15 protein-coding genes are annotated in these 17,269 nt (G+C 40.9%); 14 read left to right on the top strand and 1 reads right to left on the bottom strand.

Translation table 11 applies throughout. The annotated features are described in order from the left end of the window. The first annotated feature begins 245 nt into the window (after positions 1 to 245). Both ACWODM_RS14075 and cls read left to right on the top strand, forming a co-directional pair. Positions 246 to 1,397, top strand: coding sequence for a cation diffusion facilitator family transporter (locus ACWODM_RS14075; RefSeq protein ID WP_455321981.1), 1,152 nt, complete (start codon positions 246 to 248; stop codon positions 1,395 to 1,397). Between the two features lie 15 nt (positions 1,398 to 1,412). Beyond that, positions 1,413 to 2,879, top strand: coding sequence for a cardiolipin synthase (cls, locus tag ACWODM_RS14070; protein ID WP_455321980.1), 1,467 nt, complete (start codon positions 1,413 to 1,415; stop codon positions 2,877 to 2,879). Here the strand turns inward: cls and ACWODM_RS14065 are convergent. Further along, positions 2,859 to 3,275 carry a ribonuclease HI family protein gene (locus ACWODM_RS14065; RefSeq protein ID WP_455321979.1) on the bottom strand — a complete coding sequence of 139 codons (417 nt, stop codon included), beginning with the start codon at positions 3,273 to 3,275 and terminating at the stop codon, positions 2,859 to 2,861. The genes cls and ACWODM_RS14065 overlap by 21 nt on opposite strands. 86 nt (positions 3,276 to 3,361) lie before the next feature. Between ACWODM_RS14065 and ACWODM_RS14060 the strand changes: the two genes are divergently transcribed. From ACWODM_RS14060 to carB, 12 genes are all read left to right on the top strand, one after another. Further along, a complete protein-coding gene (locus ACWODM_RS14060; RefSeq protein WP_455321978.1) occupies positions 3,362 to 3,772 on the top strand; it encodes an EbsA family protein in 411 nt (136 codons plus the stop codon). A 129-nt stretch (positions 3,773 to 3,901) separates the two neighbouring features. Then, positions 3,902 to 5,569, top strand: a complete 1,668-nt coding sequence (locus ACWODM_RS14055; RefSeq protein ID WP_455321977.1) for a formate--tetrahydrofolate ligase — start codon at positions 3,902 to 3,904, stop codon at positions 5,567 to 5,569. A gap of 163 nt (positions 5,570 to 5,732) precedes the next feature. Then, complete coding sequence (locus ACWODM_RS14050) at positions 5,733 to 6,389, top strand: HI_0552 family protein (protein ID WP_455321976.1); 657 nt, start codon at positions 5,733 to 5,735, stop codon at positions 6,387 to 6,389. Positions 6,390 to 6,606: 217 nt separating this feature from the next. Continuing rightward, the gene (locus ACWODM_RS14045) at positions 6,607 to 7,296 is read left to right on the top strand and encodes a CBS domain-containing protein (protein ID WP_455321975.1); all 690 of its coding nucleotides are present in this window, start codon (positions 6,607 to 6,609) and stop codon (positions 7,294 to 7,296) included. A 17-nt stretch (positions 7,297 to 7,313) separates the two neighbouring features. Next, positions 7,314 to 7,772: a signal peptidase II gene (gene lspA, locus ACWODM_RS14040; protein ID WP_455321974.1), complete on the top strand. Its 459-nt coding sequence runs from the start codon at positions 7,314 to 7,316 to the stop codon at positions 7,770 to 7,772. Position 7,773: 1 nt separating this feature from the next. Further along, a complete protein-coding gene (locus ACWODM_RS14035) occupies positions 7,774 to 8,679 on the top strand; it encodes an RluA family pseudouridine synthase (RefSeq protein WP_455321973.1) in 906 nt (301 codons plus the stop codon). A gap of 241 nt (positions 8,680 to 8,920) precedes the next feature. After that, the gene (pyrR, locus tag ACWODM_RS14030; protein WP_455321972.1) at positions 8,921 to 9,460 is read left to right on the top strand and encodes a bifunctional pyr operon transcriptional regulator/uracil phosphoribosyltransferase PyrR; all 540 of its coding nucleotides are present in this window, start codon (positions 8,921 to 8,923) and stop codon (positions 9,458 to 9,460) included. An 8-nt stretch (positions 9,461 to 9,468) separates the two neighbouring features. Further along, on the top strand, positions 9,469 to 10,749 hold the full coding sequence (locus tag ACWODM_RS14025; protein WP_455321971.1) for a solute carrier family 23 protein: 1,281 nt from the start codon (positions 9,469 to 9,471) through the stop codon (positions 10,747 to 10,749). A gap of 12 nt (positions 10,750 to 10,761) precedes the next feature. Next, positions 10,762 to 11,688, top strand: coding sequence for an aspartate carbamoyltransferase catalytic subunit (locus ACWODM_RS14020; protein ID WP_455321970.1), 927 nt, complete (start codon positions 10,762 to 10,764; stop codon positions 11,686 to 11,688). Positions 11,689 to 11,701: 13 nt separating this feature from the next. Then, on the top strand, positions 11,702 to 12,988 hold the full coding sequence (locus ACWODM_RS14015) for a dihydroorotase (RefSeq protein ID WP_455321969.1): 1,287 nt from the start codon (positions 11,702 to 11,704) through the stop codon (positions 12,986 to 12,988). A gap of 1 nt (position 12,989) precedes the next feature. Beyond that, positions 12,990 to 14,069, top strand: coding sequence for a carbamoyl phosphate synthase small subunit (locus tag ACWODM_RS14010; protein WP_455321968.1), 1,080 nt, complete (start codon positions 12,990 to 12,992; stop codon positions 14,067 to 14,069). A gap of 1 nt (position 14,070) precedes the next feature. Further along, positions 14,071 to 17,253 (top strand): carbamoyl-phosphate synthase large subunit, encoded by a 3,183-nt coding sequence (gene carB / locus ACWODM_RS14005; RefSeq protein WP_455321967.1) that lies wholly within the window; start codon positions 14,071 to 14,073, stop codon positions 17,251 to 17,253. The last annotated feature ends 16 nt before the right edge of the window (positions 17,254 to 17,269 follow it).

Raw genomic sequence — 17,269 nt, 5'->3', positions numbered from 1 at the left:
GAATTTGTTTTATACTTATCCATGCTTGAGTCCTTTATTATGGTCTTGGATAAGTCATCCAAGTTTCATTATAAAGGATTTTTTTGTGCATGGGAATGATGTTAAAATTTTAATGCAACACTAGTGAGGAAATAAGTAACTAATCAGTATTATTTAACTGAATTTCATTGTTTTTATTTGTAGAAATGGTCTAATTCAGGGTAAAATAACATTATATGTATGATAGGTAAAGGAGTTCTTTGAGAATGATCGAATTTTTTCTAAAAAAAGCTCAAAAAAGTAAGGATAAAGAAACTCAAAGGACTAGGGTAGGGGAACTTGCTGGAAAATTAGGCTTTCTTTCTAATATTATATTATTTATCGGGAAATTTGTGATTGGTTTTACTGCTGGATCCGTTTCGATCATGGCTGATGCTATGAACAGTTTGTCTGATACGATCTCTTCGATACTGACCTTGATCGGTTTTCGAGTCGCTTCTAAACCAGCTGACAGTGAACATCCCTATGGTCATGAGCGTTTTGAATACATCAGTGGTCTGATCATTTCCTTCATCATCATCTTTGTTGGTTTTCAATTCCTACAATCATCCATCAAAAAAATAATCGCACCTGAAAATATTAGATTATCATCGTACTTGTTTGTAGTATTGATCGTTTCGATTTTGGTTAAAATCTGGCAAGGAAGGATGTATCTGACCCTTTCTCGAAAAATCAACTCGGAGACATTGAAGGCTGCCAGCAAAGACAGCTTGAATGATGTCTATACAACAGCGGCTGTTTTGGTTAGTGCGTTGGTGGAATGGGGAACTGGTTTAAAAATCGATGGCTATGTCGGTTTTTTACTGGCACTTTATATCGTGTATAGTGGTCTTTCGATGGTCAAAGATTTTATAGGAGAATTACTTGGTAGCAGACCTACAGACAAAGAGATCAAAGAAATGGAGGATCGCTTGTCAGCGTCTACTGCAATCTTGGGCTATCACGATCTACTGGTTCACGACTATGGTCCTCAGAAACGATTTGCTTCGGTACATATCGAAGTTGATGCTAGCTGGAGTTTGACTCGAGCGCATCAAGTGATCGATCAGATAGAAAAGGATTTTCACGAGAATTTGGGTGTGGAATTGGTTTGTCATTTAGATCCCGTAGCAATTCAAGACATCGAATATTTGACAGTTTCTAATACTGTGCAGTCAATCATTTTCCAAATTGATCGGAAGTTGCGTTTGCACGATTTTCGGATAAAGAACGAGAATACACTACAATTTGATCTTGTTGTACCGGACAATTTTCACTTAACAGAAAGACAACTATTGGCAGAAATTCAGCAGTTGGTAGAGCAGACGATGGGTGACTATCAACTAGATGTGACATTTGATCATAATTATTTGTTATAAGATAAGGAGAAATAGATGGAAATTATATTTGATATGGCAATTGCGTACCAAGTCTTATGGGGATTGTTATTGATCAATACGATTGGAGCCATTATTACTGTATTCCGCAAACCTCGCTCAATCTCGAGTGTCTTGGCGTGGCTAATGACTCTAGTTTTTTTACCAGGGCTTGGTTTTATTTTGTATGCATTTTGTGGAAGAGGCATCGATGGGGAGATCATGTATCGTTTTAGCAAAGATCATCAAAATCGAATTGCTGAGATCAATGGGATCATTGAACAAAACAATCAGTATTTTCGGCAAACGGTGAAGACTGTCGAATCGGAATTATTAAAAAATTATTTTCGCAATATGGAGGAATCTCCAATCACCAAAGGAAATAAAGTGACTTTTTATACGGATGGAAAAGAAAAATTCGAAGCTTTGTTTGAAGATATTAGACAAGCAGAAGACAATGTCCATGTGGAATATTATGCTTTTTTCAACGACAAGATCGGCAATGCTTTTTTGGATGTGTTAATTGAAAAAGCCAAGGAAGGCGTCGAAGTAAGAGTTGTCTTCGATCCATGGGGTGGAAGAACCAATAAGAACTTCTTTCAACCACTGGTCGCCGTGGGAGGGAAGGTCGTGCCCTTCATCACTTCCCGTAACTTGATTCGTAAGACCCGTCTAAATTATCATTTGCACCGCAAAATCGTTGTGATCGATGGGAAAATCGGCTGGACGGGCGGCTTTAATGTGGGTGATCAGTATCTCGAGGTCACTAAGAAGTTTGGTTATTGGCGGGATACACATGCCAGAATCGTAGGAACTGCTTCGTTTACCCTTCAGGAAATCTTTATCCGCGACTGGAATGCTTCAGTCATGGATCTAAGTGACGCCCTTGAATACGAAGACCGTTATTTTGTTGTTCCTGAGAAGGAAGAGGCTGGCAATGTTAGTCTGCAAGTGGTGGCTGATGGGCCAGAAACAGAAGAGCAAATCCTCAAGGGCGGATTCACTAAAATGCTGCTGGCTGCAGAAAAAAGAGTTTGGCTGCAAAGTCCCTACCTAATCCCAGATGACTCCATGATGAATGCTCTTTTAGTTGCCGTTCGCTCAGGTGTGGATGTGCGAATCATGATTCCTTGTATGCCAGATCATCCTTTCATCTATCGGGCAACACAATATTATGCCAATTATTTACAGCGACGTGGTGTGAAGATTTATATTTATGAAGGTGGTTTTATCCATGCGAAGATGATTATTATGGATGATACAATTTCTTCATTCGGGACAACCAATCAGGACATTCGCAGCTATGCACTGAATTTTGAAGTCAGTGCCTTTGCCTATAATCGTGAAATAACGGAAGAGTTGGCACAGATTTTTGAAAAAGATATGAAACAATCGAGGTTGCTGACAAAGGAAATGATTGATAATCAAGGCTACTGGTTGAGATTCAAACAAAACTTTTCTCGACTACTTTCTCCGATTTTGTAATTTTAATGCTTTTTGCAATCCTTGGCGCGCTAAGTTATCCGCGCCTTTATTTTTACTCTCAGGGATCCATTGAAGGATCAACATAGAGAAAGAAGGCAACTTTTCTTGGATTTCTTGTAAATAATTTTGGAAATTTAGATTGTTCGTGTAGTTTTTATCGACAGTTTGCGCTAAAATTTTACTATCGGTATAAACCATGATTGTCTGTTCTTCTAATCGTTTATCCAATAAATAGTCCAGTAGCTGATTGAAGCTGGCGAATTCGGCTTGGTGGTTACTTAATTCAGGCAAAGGGAAAGATTCTTGGATATACAGATCCTGTCCTAGCAGTACTATTCCACCGCCGCTGGGACCGGGATTGCCTTTTGTTGCTGCGTCAATATATGCTTTGATCATAGAAAACTCCTTTAAAAATAGTATTGTAAAAGTGCTTTTCTATTATTATACTAAAAAATAACGAATCATGTTGGAAGGAGAGAAGAATGGAACATAAAATCCGCTGGTACTTAGAAAGTTCATTAGCCATTATTTACTGGTCATGCACATTGATCTCACTGTTTCTCAGTTTGATCTTCGTTTTAGAGAAAGCAGCAATTCATTGGAAAAGTTTCTTTTTCCTGTTTATCTTTTTAGTGCTGATTTATTTATCAAGAAAAAGAGGACTGTTTTTTGATTCAGAAGGTGTACGAATTACCTATTCAAGATTTTGGATAAAAGAGTATTATGAATACACAGAGATTAAAAAAATTTGTTTGTCTGACACTATGCTTCAGATCGAACTTGCCAACAAAGTACTAGAGTTCAAGATTCGACGGAAAACAGCACACTCTTTTTATCAGGAGATTAAATCGGTCATTCCTTTTACATTACTGGAATTTGAAAGCGAGTCATAAAGATCTTGGATTTTTATGACTCGCTTTTTTGATTTGCTAGTGCTTTTTCTTGTAAGATTCGTTATAATAGGGCTATTCTTGATTAAATTTAGATTCGAATGAAAAACGTTCGGAAAAAGGAGTGTTAGTGTGAAGTCTGATATTGAAATTGCTCAGGAAGCTGTACTAAAGCCGATTAAAGAAATCGCAAAAAAAGTAGGGCTGGAGGAGGAAAATCTTGAGCTCTATGGAAAATACAAGGCAAAGATCGATGTTTCTTCCTTACGAGAGCTTTCTAAAACACAAGGAAAACTGATCTTGGTCACTGCGATCAATCCAACACCTGCGGGAGAAGGAAAATCCACGATTTCGATTGGTTTAGCAGATAGTTTGAACCAAATCAATAAGAAGACAGTATTAGCCTTAAGAGAACCTTCCTTAGGTCCAGTAATGGGAATCAAAGGAGGGGCAACAGGTGGCGGACGAGCGCAAGTATTGCCGATGGAAGATATCAATCTTCACTTCACTGGAGATATGCATGCGATTACGACAGCCAACAATGCCTTGTCAGCACTGATCGATAATCATATCCATCAAGGAAATGAATTGAACATCGATTCTCGCCGGCTGATTTGGAAGCGTGTCGTGGATTTAAATGATCGGTCACTACGTCAAGTAGTTGTTGGTTTAGGGGGACCTTTGCAAGGTGTTCCAAGACAAGATGGCTTCGACATTACCGTTGCCAGTGAAATCATGGCGGTTCTTTGTCTGGCAAGCGATATTCAAGACTTGAAAAAACGTTTGGGGCGTATTCTGATTGGATATACTTATCAAAGAGAACCTGTGACAGTCAGCGATTTGGCTGTAGAGGGTGCTTTGGCATTGCTTTTGAAAGATGCAATAAAACCGAATTTAGTACAAACGATCGAAGGAACACCTGCATTGGTACACGGCGGTCCTTTTGCCAATATCGCTCATGGCTGCAATAGCGTACTTGCTACCAAAACAGCCTTGGTTTTAGGTGAATATGTCGTGACTGAGGCAGGATTTGGTGCGGATTTGGGAGCAGAAAAATTCCTAGATATCAAAGTGCCGAACCTTGAAAAAGCACCCGACGCTGTGGTGATCGTGGCAACGATCCGTGCGTTGAAAATGCACGGCGGTATCGAAAAAACAGAGCTTTCCGAAGAAAATGTAGAAGCAATCAAAACAGGATTTGCCAATTTAAAACGACACATCCATAATATCCAGCAATACAAATTACCGGTAGTTGTCGCTCTAAATGAATTTGTGACTGACACTGAGGCTGAATTTGAACAGCTAGAACTGCTGTGCCAACAAGAAAACGTCGTTATCCGTCGCGCCTCTGTTTGGGAAAATGGTGGAGCTGGTGGTAAAGAATTGGCAGAAGCGGTGGTTGAAGCAGTTGAGACAAACAAAGCAGACTATCAGAAATTATATGAGTATGATCTGTCGATCGAGGAAAAAATAAATACGATCATTACTACTGTATATGGGGGCAACGAAGCCATATTGACTGCGAAAGCACAGAAACAGTTGCAGAACTTTGCTCGCTTCGGCTGGGACCAATTTCCAGTTTGTATGGCAAAGACTCAATATTCTTTTTCTGATGATCCTACTCTACTTGGAGCTCCCAAGGATTTTTCAGTAACAATCCGTGAGTTTGTTCCCAAGCTAGGAGCAGGTTTTATCGTGGCTTTAACAGGAGATGTCATGACCATGCCTGGTCTGCCAAAAAAACCGGCAGCCTTAGATATGGACATCGATGAGCAGGGAAATGCTGTCGGTTTGTTTTAGAATGAACGCTGTAAGTAGACATTTCTGCTAAGGAAGTGTCTACTTTTTTGTAGGATCCGTTTGCGAAAATTATTCATAACTAACTAGTCTTTACAAAAAATGAAACAACAACTTACCATGTAAAATTCTGAAAATGAAAATTTTTATGAAAGGGGTGGCGACAATGACCGACCTTTTTGAAGAGGATTTTTCGATTTTTGACAGAGAGCAGTTTGCGTTCGAAAAAATCAAGCAAGATTTGACTGAATCTGAAGTAGAACAACTAAAAGCGAGTTTTCGGTCAGTTTGGAACAAATGGAAGCAAATTCAGTTGAATGTTTATGCTAAAATGGATCCAGAGATTTTTGGCAAACCCAAAATCGAAAGCTGGATGAATGGCTGGAATTTACGCAATCATTTCTGGAGTGCCTATCGAGCCACTGATCGACAAAATGAAAATGCTTGTCTAGGTGTGCTGTTGAATAAAAAACAACTGCAGATCTATTTGATGTTTCAACATTATCAGAGTGAGAAAAGAACCGGAAGTGTAGACGCATATAATCAGCTTTTAAAAAAACTTTCAGCATGGAGTGCCGGCAGAGACACCAATAACTACTATATTTGGCGCCAACAGGAGCATGAGCTAACAGATCATCTTCTCTTAAATACGTATTTGACAGAGACGAAAAATCAAGAGCTGTTCATAAAAAGTCTGGAAGACAAGACCTTCCAATTAGGCGCTTTCTATTTTCGAGAGCCTCAAATCAAGAATGTCGAAGAAAAGATTTTAAAAAGTCTTCGAGAATTATCGGAATTGTATCTGTCTTTAATTTCAGAGTGAAAAAAAGATGAGATCATCCCGTTTTTTAAAGAACTTTTTTTGATTTACAGGAGTCTAAGATATTTATTTCTCAGTCTTTACGTTATAATCAGTAAAAAGATTTCTTCTCTATCTATTATTTGTTATGATTAAGAGAATAGAGATCTGAACTGATCTTGTCTTTATTTTGGTGGAAAAATATGTTCAGTCAACTTTTTATTTGCTCAGGAGGGATTTCATGGGAGAAGCAGCAGATGTTTTTTTAAGCAGTTTTAACCGGATTGAAAAATGGTTGCGTTCAGAATTAAACAATCCGAAAAATATGGGCTTTAGTCAAATGGTTCGGAAGTTGTGTACACGTCAAGATCTACCTGTACAAAAGTATGAAGATGACTTGTTGCAAATCTCTCAATTGAGAAATGCGATTGTCCATGAGAAGGTCGGTGAAAATTTTGTGATCGCTGAACCGAACCAATGGCTAGTCAATCGAATCCGAAAAATAGAAACAGAATTGCTACAGCCTGAACTTGTCTTGCCACGATTTGGCAAACATGTTACCGGCTTTGAACAGGATATCTCAATCAAAGAATTGTTACGAATCGTTGCGGAGAAACGCTACTCTCAGTTTCCTCTATACAAACAGGGAGATTTCCAAGGATTGATCACCTTAAAAGCGTTGGGTTACTGGTTTGCCAAAGAAAGCCTCAAAGAAGAGATCAAACTGGAGGATCGTACAGCTAAAGAATTGATTATTTGGGATGGCAAACAGACGAATTATGCTTTTGTGTCACGGTATACTGCCGTTACTGAGATTGAGCGGATGTTTCACGACAATGGAGTACTGGATGCTATTTTGATTACAACCGATGGCAATCCTAACGGCAATTTGTTAGGGATCATTCGCCCGAGGGATATTTTTATATTATAAGAAAAGAGTTGAAGTATGTGTTAGCTGTTTATTTTTTATTAAGTGCGGTGATCGTGGGTATCGATCAATGGGTCAAGTACTGGACGGTCTCTAATTTTCAATTAGGTGAAACGCAAACGGTCATTCCGAATGTTTTTTCTTTGACCTATATCCAAAATACTGGTGCTGCCTGGAGTATATTCGAAGGACAAATGCTGTTTTTTGCAGTAATTACCGTGATTGCGGTCACTGTCGTCACGTATTTGCTGATTCGTTACCGTAAAGAAAACAAATTTTTTACGATTGGTCTTTCTCTAGTACTTGCTGGAGCGATCGGTAATTTTATTGATCGGATGCGTGTCGGCTTTGTAGTGGACATGTTCCAAACAGATTTTATGAACTTTCCGATTTTTAATGTAGCTGATGTTTCCTTAGTCATCGGAGTAGGTCTGATTTTTATTTATACAATTTTCGATGAAAAGATGAAAGGAAAGTAGCATGGATAAATTAGAAGTACGAATCACTGATGAAAAAGGGCGCGTGGACAAGGTTCTCGCCGATGCACTAAAAGACCACAGCCGATCACAGATTCAACAGTGGTTGAAGGAAGAGGCTGTCTTGTTGGATGACCAGCCTGTAAAAGCCAATTACAAAGTAAAAACCGGAGATCATTTGATTATCTCTATTCCTGAACCAGAAACATTGGATGTCGTGGCGGAGGATCTGCCTTTAGAGATCGTTTATCAGGATGAAGATGTTGCGGTGATCAATAAAGCTCAGGGAATGGTGGTCCATCCGTCTGCGGGTCATCCTAATGGCACATTAGTCAATGCGTTACTGTATCATTTGAAGGATCTTTCTAGTATCAACGGAATCATTCGTCCAGGGATCGTCCACAGAATCGATAAGGATACCTCTGGCTTGCTAATGATCGCCAAAAATGATGCCGCTCATGAAGCGTTAGCCAAACAACTGAAGGATAAAACTACTTTAAGAAAATATATTGCCTTAGTTCACGGAAATATTGCCCATGAAAAAGGGACGATCAATGCACCGATCGGACGTTCTAAGGTCAATCGAAAGATGCAAGCAGTGATGGAAGAAGGCAAGTCAGCAGTGACTCATTTTACTGTTTTGGAACGATTTGGAGACTTTACCCTGGTTCAATTGCAGCTAGAAACCGGTCGAACACACCAGATTCGGGTTCACATGCAGTATATTGGTTATCCTCTTGCTGGAGATCCTGTTTATGGACCAAAGAAAACCTTAAAAGGGAATGGACAGTTTCTGCATGCGAAGCTGTTAGGGTTTGTCCATCCAAAGACGCAGGAACAAATGACTTTTGAAGCACCACTACCAACGATCTTTGAAAAAAACTTGGAGAAATTACGTAAAATCAATTGATTTTTCTTGAGAAAAATAGTATAGTTATTTCAATTAAATAAATGCAACTGATCCTTTAAGTTAGTCCTGTGAGGCTAAGAAGGAAGTGAATCAAGTAGTCGCTCTGTCTGCGGGCAGTAGAAGCTATTTGAATGGATGAATTGTCTTCTTTTTTAGAATACGATCATTTAGCTGAACTTCTCTCCTACCTTCACGAGGTAGGAGTTTTTTTATGCATATAAATTCATAAGGAGGAAGAAACATGCCGAAAAAGGAAGTCATTGATGCGGTAACGATGAAACGTGCATTAACACGAATCACTTATGAAATCATCGAGAGAAATCGAGGAATCGACAATTTGGTATTAGTAGGAATTAAAACGAGAGGAATCTACATTGCCAATCGCATCGCCCAACGTTTAGAGCAGTTGGAAAATGTCTCTGTTCCTGTAGGAGAATTAGATATCACGCTTTATCGAGACGATAACAAAAGGGAAGGGATTGAAGCCGAACTTCACGCCTCTGATATTCCTGCTTCTCTAGAAGGAAAAGAAGTGATCCTAGTAGACGATGTTTTATATACGGGGCGTACGATTCGTGCAGCACTGGATGCAGTCATGGATCTAGGTCGTCCTAAAAGAATCTCATTGGCTGTCCTTGTTGATCGAGGACATCGTGAACTACCTATCCGAGCAGATTTTGTTGGTAAGAATATCCCAACGGCTCAGACGGAAGAAATTATTGTAGAAGTGGAAGAGACAGACGGTCAAGACCGGATCTTGATCAATCGCAAGGAGGACTAGCAAATAAAATGACAAAGAAAGAATTTAGAAACCCAGAAGCCGTATTGGATATTCATGACAAACCAGGATTTTTCCCTTGGCTGGGCCTTAGTTTACAGCATTTATTCACCATGTTTGGAGCAACTGTATTAGTACCGATTTTAGTTGGCTTGGAACCAAGTATCGCTTTGTTCAGCTCAGGAATCGGAACCTTGCTTTATATCCTGATCACTAAAGGGAAAGTACCCGCTTATCTAGGAAGTAGCTTTGCCTACATCACAGCAATGCAGTCGTTGATGTCAACTGCTGGTTATCCAGCAGTTGCACAAGGCATCATTTATTCAGGAGTTGTTTATCTGATCGTAGCGGTGATCATTTCAAGAGTCGGCTCACAGTGGATCGACAAGATTTTACCACCGATCGTTGTTGGCCCTGTGATTATGGTCATCGGACTGGGGCTGGCTAGTACGGCAGCGCAAAACGCTATGTTTAGCGAGGGTGAATACGATGCAAAATTCTTCATGGTAGCATTAGTCACATTAGGAATCACGATCTTTTTCAACATGTTTTTAAAAGGCTTCATGAGTTTGATCCCGATCTTATTGGGGATCGTCGGTGGTTACTTGTTTGCCTTGGCGGTAGGAATCGTTGATCTGGCACCTGTCTTAGCTGCTCCATGGCTGGCTGTTCCAGATTTCCAGCTGATGTTCGTTGATTACCAATTTGAATTTTCAATGGCTGCCTTAGTTAGTATGGCACCAATAGCTTTTGTTACTATGACCGAGCACATGGGCCACTTGATGGTCTTGAGCAAAATCACTAAAAGAGATTTCTTCAAAGAACCAGGCTTACAGAAAACCTTGTTTGCTGATGGCTTGTCAACAATCATCGGTGGTTTGATCGGTGGTCCTCCAACAACAAGCTACGGAGAAAATATTGGTGTGCTAGCTATTACTAAAGTACACAGTGTCTTTGTTCTTGGTGGTGCCGCAGCTTTAGCGATCTGCTTCAGTTTTGTTGGAAAAGTCAGCAGTCTGATTTTAAGCATTCCTAATCCAGTTATCGGAGGAATTAGTTTCCTGTTGTTCGGAGTAATTGCTTCCAGTGGTTTAAGAATTTTGATCGATAACAAGATCGACTATGACGAAAAACGTAATTTGGTCATCACTGCAGCGATTTTAGTTGTAGGGATCGGCGGTGCTTACTTGAAAATTGGAAACTTTGAATTGACAAGTATGGCATTGGCAACATTGATTGGGATTGTCTTGAATTTGATCTTACCCGCTAAGGCAAGAAGCGAAGTCCAGTAGGAGGGAAAACACGTGATCATCAAATCAGAACGAGTGAGTTTAAAACATTTATTAACAGTAGAAGCATTAACAGATCAAGAAGTGATGGGGCTTATACGACGAGGCCAAGAATTTAAGCGCGGTGCGAAATGGACACCTGAAAAGGATCAGTATTTTGCAACTAATTTGTTTTTTGAAAACAGTACCCGTACACATAAAAGTTTTGAAGTCGCTGAAAAGAAGCTAGGATTGAATGTCATAGAATTTGACGCTTCAACTAGTTCTGTACAAAAAGGTGAAACGCTATATGACACTGTTTTAACTATGTCGGCAATTGGCGTTGATGTTGCAGTTATTCGCCACGGTGATGAAAATTATTATGACGAATTGATTCAAAGCCGCACGATTCAATGCAGTATCATCAATGGCGGTGACGGTAGTGGCCAGCATCCAACACAATGCTTGCTTGATCTGCTAACGATCTACGAAGAATTTGGTTCCTTTGAGAATTTGAAAGTAGCGATCGTTGGCGACATTACCCACTCTCGAGTGGCCAAATCTAATATGCAGATGCTGAAACGCTTGGGGGCACAGGTGTATTTCTCGGGGCCAGAAACCTGGTACGATCGCTCTTTTGAGGTTTATGGACATTATCTGCCTTTAGATGAGCTTGTTTCAGAGGTAGATGTGATGATGCTCCTTCGAGTACAGCACGAACGACATGATGAGAACGAAAGCTTTTCAAAAGAAGAGTATCATCAAAAGTATGGTCTAACGATCGAACGTGCAAACAAAATGAAAGAAAAGGCGATCATCATGCATCCAGCTCCGGTCAATCGGGATGTTGAAATTGCTGATTCATTGGTTGAAAGCTACAAATCACGAATTGTTACTCAAATGTCAAATGGCGTCTTCGTCCGTATGGCAATTTTAGAAGCTATTTTAGAAGGTAAATCATAAGGAGGAATTGGAAATGAGCACACTAATAAAAAATGGGAAGATCCTTTCTCACGAGAATCAATTAACAAGCGTAGATGTTTGGATCGAAGCTGGGAAAATCCACGCGATCGGTGAAAACTTTGACAACGAATCCTTTGATCAAGTCGTTGATGCAAAAGGACAATTAATCACTCCAGGATTAGTGGATGTCCATGTTCATTTTAGAGAGCCTGGCTTTACCTACAAAGAAACAATTGCAACGGGGAGTCTGGCAGCAGCTCGGGGCGGTTTTACGACCGTTTGTGCGATGCCGAATCTGGATCCAGTTCCTGACACAGTCGAAAAATTTCAAGCGGTTCAGGAAATCATTGATCGCGATGCTGTTGTTAAAGTACTACAGTATGCACCGATCACTGAAGAACTTCGCAGTGAAACACTCGTTGATCAAGAAGGCTTGAAAAAAGCTGGCGCTTTTGCATTCACTAATGACGGGGTAGGAGTTCAAACAGCTGGGACGATGTATCTTGCCATGAATGAAGCCGCAAAAAATAATATGGCGATCGTTGCTCACACAGAGGATGAATCTTTATTGTTTGATGGAGTTATGCATAAAGGCAAACGCTCAGAAGAACTGGGATTGCCAGGTATCATGAGTGTCACAGAGTCTTCACAGATTGCTAGAGACTTATTGTTAGCAGAAGAAACAGGTGTCCATTACCATGTTTGTCACGTTTCGACGAAAGAAAGTGTTCGTGTGATCCGTGAAGCAAAACAAGCAGGAATTCATGTGACTGCAGAAGTCTGTCCTCACCACTTGGTACTTGTGGATGAAGATATTCCGGAAGATCATGGCTTTTGGAAAATGAATCCACCATTGAGAGCGACAGATGATCAAAAAGCATTGATCGAGGGCTTACTGGATGGAACGATCGATTGTATTTCAACTGACCATGCGCCTCATGGAACAGAAGAAAAATGCCAATCATTTGTTCATTCGCCATTTGGTATCGTAGGTTCAGAATATGCTTTCCAAATGGTTTACACAAATTTTGTAAAAACTGGGATCTTCACTTTGGAACAAGTCATTGACTGGATGGCTGTTAAACCAGCCGAAATTTTTGGGTTAGAAGCCACAGGTCGCTTGACGATCGGTGCCCCTGCAGACTTGGCCATCTTTGACTTGGAGACAGAATATGTAGTGGATGATAAGCAATTCTTGTCAAAAGCTGTCAATACACCGTTTGTTGGCTGGAAATTGTATGGTGACACTTTATATACCTTTGTAGACGGAAAACTTGTATGGCAAAAGGATGGGAGATAGAATGAAGCGCTGGTTGATATTAGAAGATGGTACCTATTTTGAAGGAGAAGGCTTTGGTGCTGAGGTCAATGTTTTTGGAGAGATTGTTTTTACCACTAGCATGACAGGTTACCAAGAGACTATCACCGATCAAAGTTTTAACGGACAGATCATTACATTTACGTATCCAATGGTTGGAAATTATGGAGTGAACCGGGACGATTATGAATCGATCGCGCCAACTTGTAAAGGTGTGGTAGTCAAGGAACACGCCCGTCGTGCCAGTAACTGGCGTAATCAAATGACACTGGATGAATTTTTGACGCGTAAAGAGATTCCAGGAATCTCAGGGATTGATACCCGCGCCCTGACCCGCAAGATTCGCGAACACGGGACGATGAAAGCAAGTATCGTTGACAGTGGTGATACCTTTGAACATGCTTATGATCAGTTGAAGGCGGCTGTTTTACCAACCAACCAAGTGGAGCAAGTCTCTACTGCAAAGCCTTATCCAAGTCCGGGAACAGGACACAATGTTGTGGTAATCGATTTTGGTTTGAAGCACAGTATCATGCGCGAGCTTTCAAAACGTAACTGCAACTTAACGGTTCTGCCGTACAATACCACTGCCGAAGAGATCTTAGAGTTGTCTCCGGATGGCGTGATGTTAACGAATGGACCTGGAGATCCGAAAAGTGTACCCGAAGCCATTGAAATGATTCGTAACATTCAAGGAAAAGTACCGATCTTTGGTATTTGCTTAGGTCATCAGCTGTTCGCACTAGCGAATGGTGCGGATACCTACAAAATGAAATTTGGCCATCGCGGATTAAACCATCCGGTCAGAGAAATCGCTACAGGAAGAATTGATTTCACCTCGCAAAACCATGGATTTGCTGTCGATGAACAATCGATCGATCCAGAGAATTTGATCGTCACACACGTGGAGGTCAACGATGAGACGATCGAAGGCGTACGTCATCGCCGCTATCCAGCTTTCAGTGTGCAGTATCATCCAGATGCCGCCCCTGGACCGCATGACGCGGCTCATTTATTCGATGAATTTTTAGAAATGATGGTTGCATGGAAGGAGCAGAACTAAATTGCCAAAACGTACAGATATTAAGAAGATCATGGTTATCGGTTCTGGACCGATCGTCATTGGACAAGCTGCAGAATTTGATTATGCAGGCACGCAAGCCTGTCTGGCACTAAAAGAAGAAGGATATGAAGTAGTCTTGGTCAACTCAAACCCAGCTACGATCATGACCGACAAAGAGATCGCAGACCAAGTCTATATCGAACCAATCACTTTTGAATTTGTTTCGAGAATCTTGCGAAAAGAATTGCCGGATGCTATTTTACCAACATTGGGTGGACAAACTGGGTTGAATATGGCTATGGAATTAGCGAAATCAGGAATTTTGGATGAGCTTGAAATCGAGTTGCTGGGAACAAAACTGACAGCAATCGATCAAGCAGAAGACAGAGATTTGTTCAAAAAGTTGATGGAAGATCTGGATCAACCAATCCCTGAATCAGCAATCGTGACAACTGTTGAAGAAGCTGTTGATTTTGCCAATTCTATTGGCTATCCAATCATTGTTCGTCCCGCTTTTACCTTAGGAGGAACTGGCGGTGGGATGTGTGACAATGAAGAAGAGTTGCGTCACATCGCAGAAAATGGTTTGAAGCTCTCACCAGTCACACAATGTTTAATCGAACGAAGTATTGCTGGTTTCAAAGAGGTCGAATACGAAGTGATGAGAGATTCTGCGGACAATGCCATTGTGGTTTGTAACATGGAAAACTTTGACCCGGTAGGTATCCATACAGGAGACTCGATTGTCTTTGCCCCAAGTCAAACTCTTTCTGACTATGAATATCAAATGCTACGTGATGCTTCTCTATCGATCATTCGTGCCTTGAAAATCGAAGGAGGCTGTAATGTCCAATTGGCATTGGACCCTCATAGTTTCAATTACTACGTGATCGAAGTCAACCCACGTGTTTCTCGCTCTTCAGCTTTGGCTAGTAAAGCGACTGGGTATCCGATCGCCAAGTTGGCAGCGAAGATCGCTGTTGGTCTTACATTGGATGAGATGAAAAATCCTGTAACAGAAACAACTTACGCTGAATTTGAACCAGCCTTAGACTATGTTGTTGCCAAGATTCCTCGCTGGCCTTTTGATAAATTTGAGACCGGTGAACGCCTACTGGGAACGCAAATGAAGGCAACTGGGGAAGTCATGTCGATTGGTCGAAATATTGAAGAATCCCTATTAAAAGCTGTACGTTCTTTGGAGATCGGCACTTACCATTTAGAAATCAAAGAGTTGGCCGAAACAACGGATTCCGAATTAACGGATAAAATCGTCAAAGCGCAGGATGATCGCCTCTTCTATTTGGCAGAAGCGATTCGCCGAGGCTATACAGTGGAAGAATTAGCAGAATTGACTAAGATCGATCTCTTTTTCTTGGATAAACTGTTACACATCATCGAGATCGAACAAGAACTTGCAAAGCAAGCCAACGATAGCGATGTCTTAAAAATCGCTAAACAAAATGGCTTTACAGATCGTAAAATCGCAGAGCTTTGGAAGACAAGTGAACAAGTAGTTCGTGAACTACGTTTGGAGAAAGGTCTACAACCAGTTTACAAAATGGTCGATACCTGTGCTGCTGAATTTGAATCATCTACGCCTTATTTTTACAGTACCTATGAGCTTGAAAACGAAAGCATTCGCAGTGAAAAGCCTTCTGTCTTAGTTTTGGGTTCCGGACCGATCCGAATTGGTCAAGGTGTAGAGTTTGATTATGCGACCGTCCATTCTGTCAAGGCGATCCAAGCGGCTGGCTATGAAGCAGTGATCATGAACAGCAATCCAGAGACCGTTTCAACAGATTTCTCGATCTCGGATAAACTATACTTTGAACCATTAACGTTAGAAGATGTCTTAAATGTCATTGATTTGGAAAAACCGATCGGAGTGATCGTTCAATTTGGTGGTCAAACAGCAATCAACTTAGCGGAGCCTTTGGTAAAAGCTGGCATTAAGATTTTGGGCACAAGCATTGAAGATTTGGATCGTGCAGAAAATCGTGACTTGTTCGAACAGGCTCTAAAAGCTCTGGACATCCCACAACCTCCAGGTGATACTGCTACCAACGCAGAAGAAGCGGTAGCGATCGCTACTCGTATCGGGTATCCAGTACTTGTTCGTCCAAGCTATGTTTTAGGCGGTCGTGCGATGGAAATCGTGGAAAATCAAAATGATCTGGAAGACTACATGAAACATGCGGTTAAAGCCTCTCCAGAGCATCCAGTATTGGTCGATCGCTACCTTCTTGGAAAAGAATGTGAAGTTGATGCAATTTGTGATGGAAAAACGGTCTTGATTCCGGGTATAATGGAGCATATCGAACGTGCGGGAGTCCATTCAGGTGATTCGATGGCAGTTTATCCGCCGCAAAACCTATCGGATGAGCTGATTGCAACCATTGAAGATTATACGAAACGTTTGGCATTAGGTTTGAACTGTATCGGTATGATGAATGTTCAATTTGTCATCCATGAAAATCAAGTCTATGTGATTGAAGTTAATCCGCGTGCCAGCCGAACAGTGCCATTCTTAAGCAAAGTGACGGGGATTCCAATGGCGCAAATTGCAACAAAAGCAATCTTGGGACAAGAATTGACAGAGCTTGGTTATGAAGACGGCTTGTATCCTGAATCTCGTGAGGTTCATGTTAAAGCACCAGTCTTCTCATTCACTAAACTATTGAAGGTCGATACTTATTTAGGACCAGAAATGAAATCAACTGGTGAGGTCATGGGCTCAGATAGTAATCTAGAAAAAGCCTTGTACAAAGCTTTCGAAGCATCCGGGCTGCATATTCCGGAGTTTGGATCAGTCTTGTTTACAATTGCTGATGAGACAAAAGAAGAAGCTTTGGCCTTGGCTAAGCGTTTTTCAGACATTGGCTTCATCCTGACTGCGACTAGCGGAACCGCAGAATATTTTGAGTCACATGGCTTGAACGTGAAAAAAATAGCAAAAATCAAAGAATCAAATGGTGAAACAGTCTTGGATATCATCCGTAACGGCAATACCCAAGCTGTCATCAATACGATGGATAAGAATCGCCAAAATGCTTCTCAAGACGGATTTTTGATTCGTCGTGAAGCGGTGGAACATGGTGTGCCTCTGTTCACTTCATTAGATACTGCAGATGCAATCTTAAAAGTAATGGAGTCTCGCGTCTTTTCTACCAAAGCGATCTAGTAAAGAAAGGACGAAT

Source organism: Enterococcus olivae (genome assembly GCF_053760925.1).
Note: the sequence above shows the minus strand (reverse complement) of the source record. Positions and strands in the feature narration are given on the sequence as shown.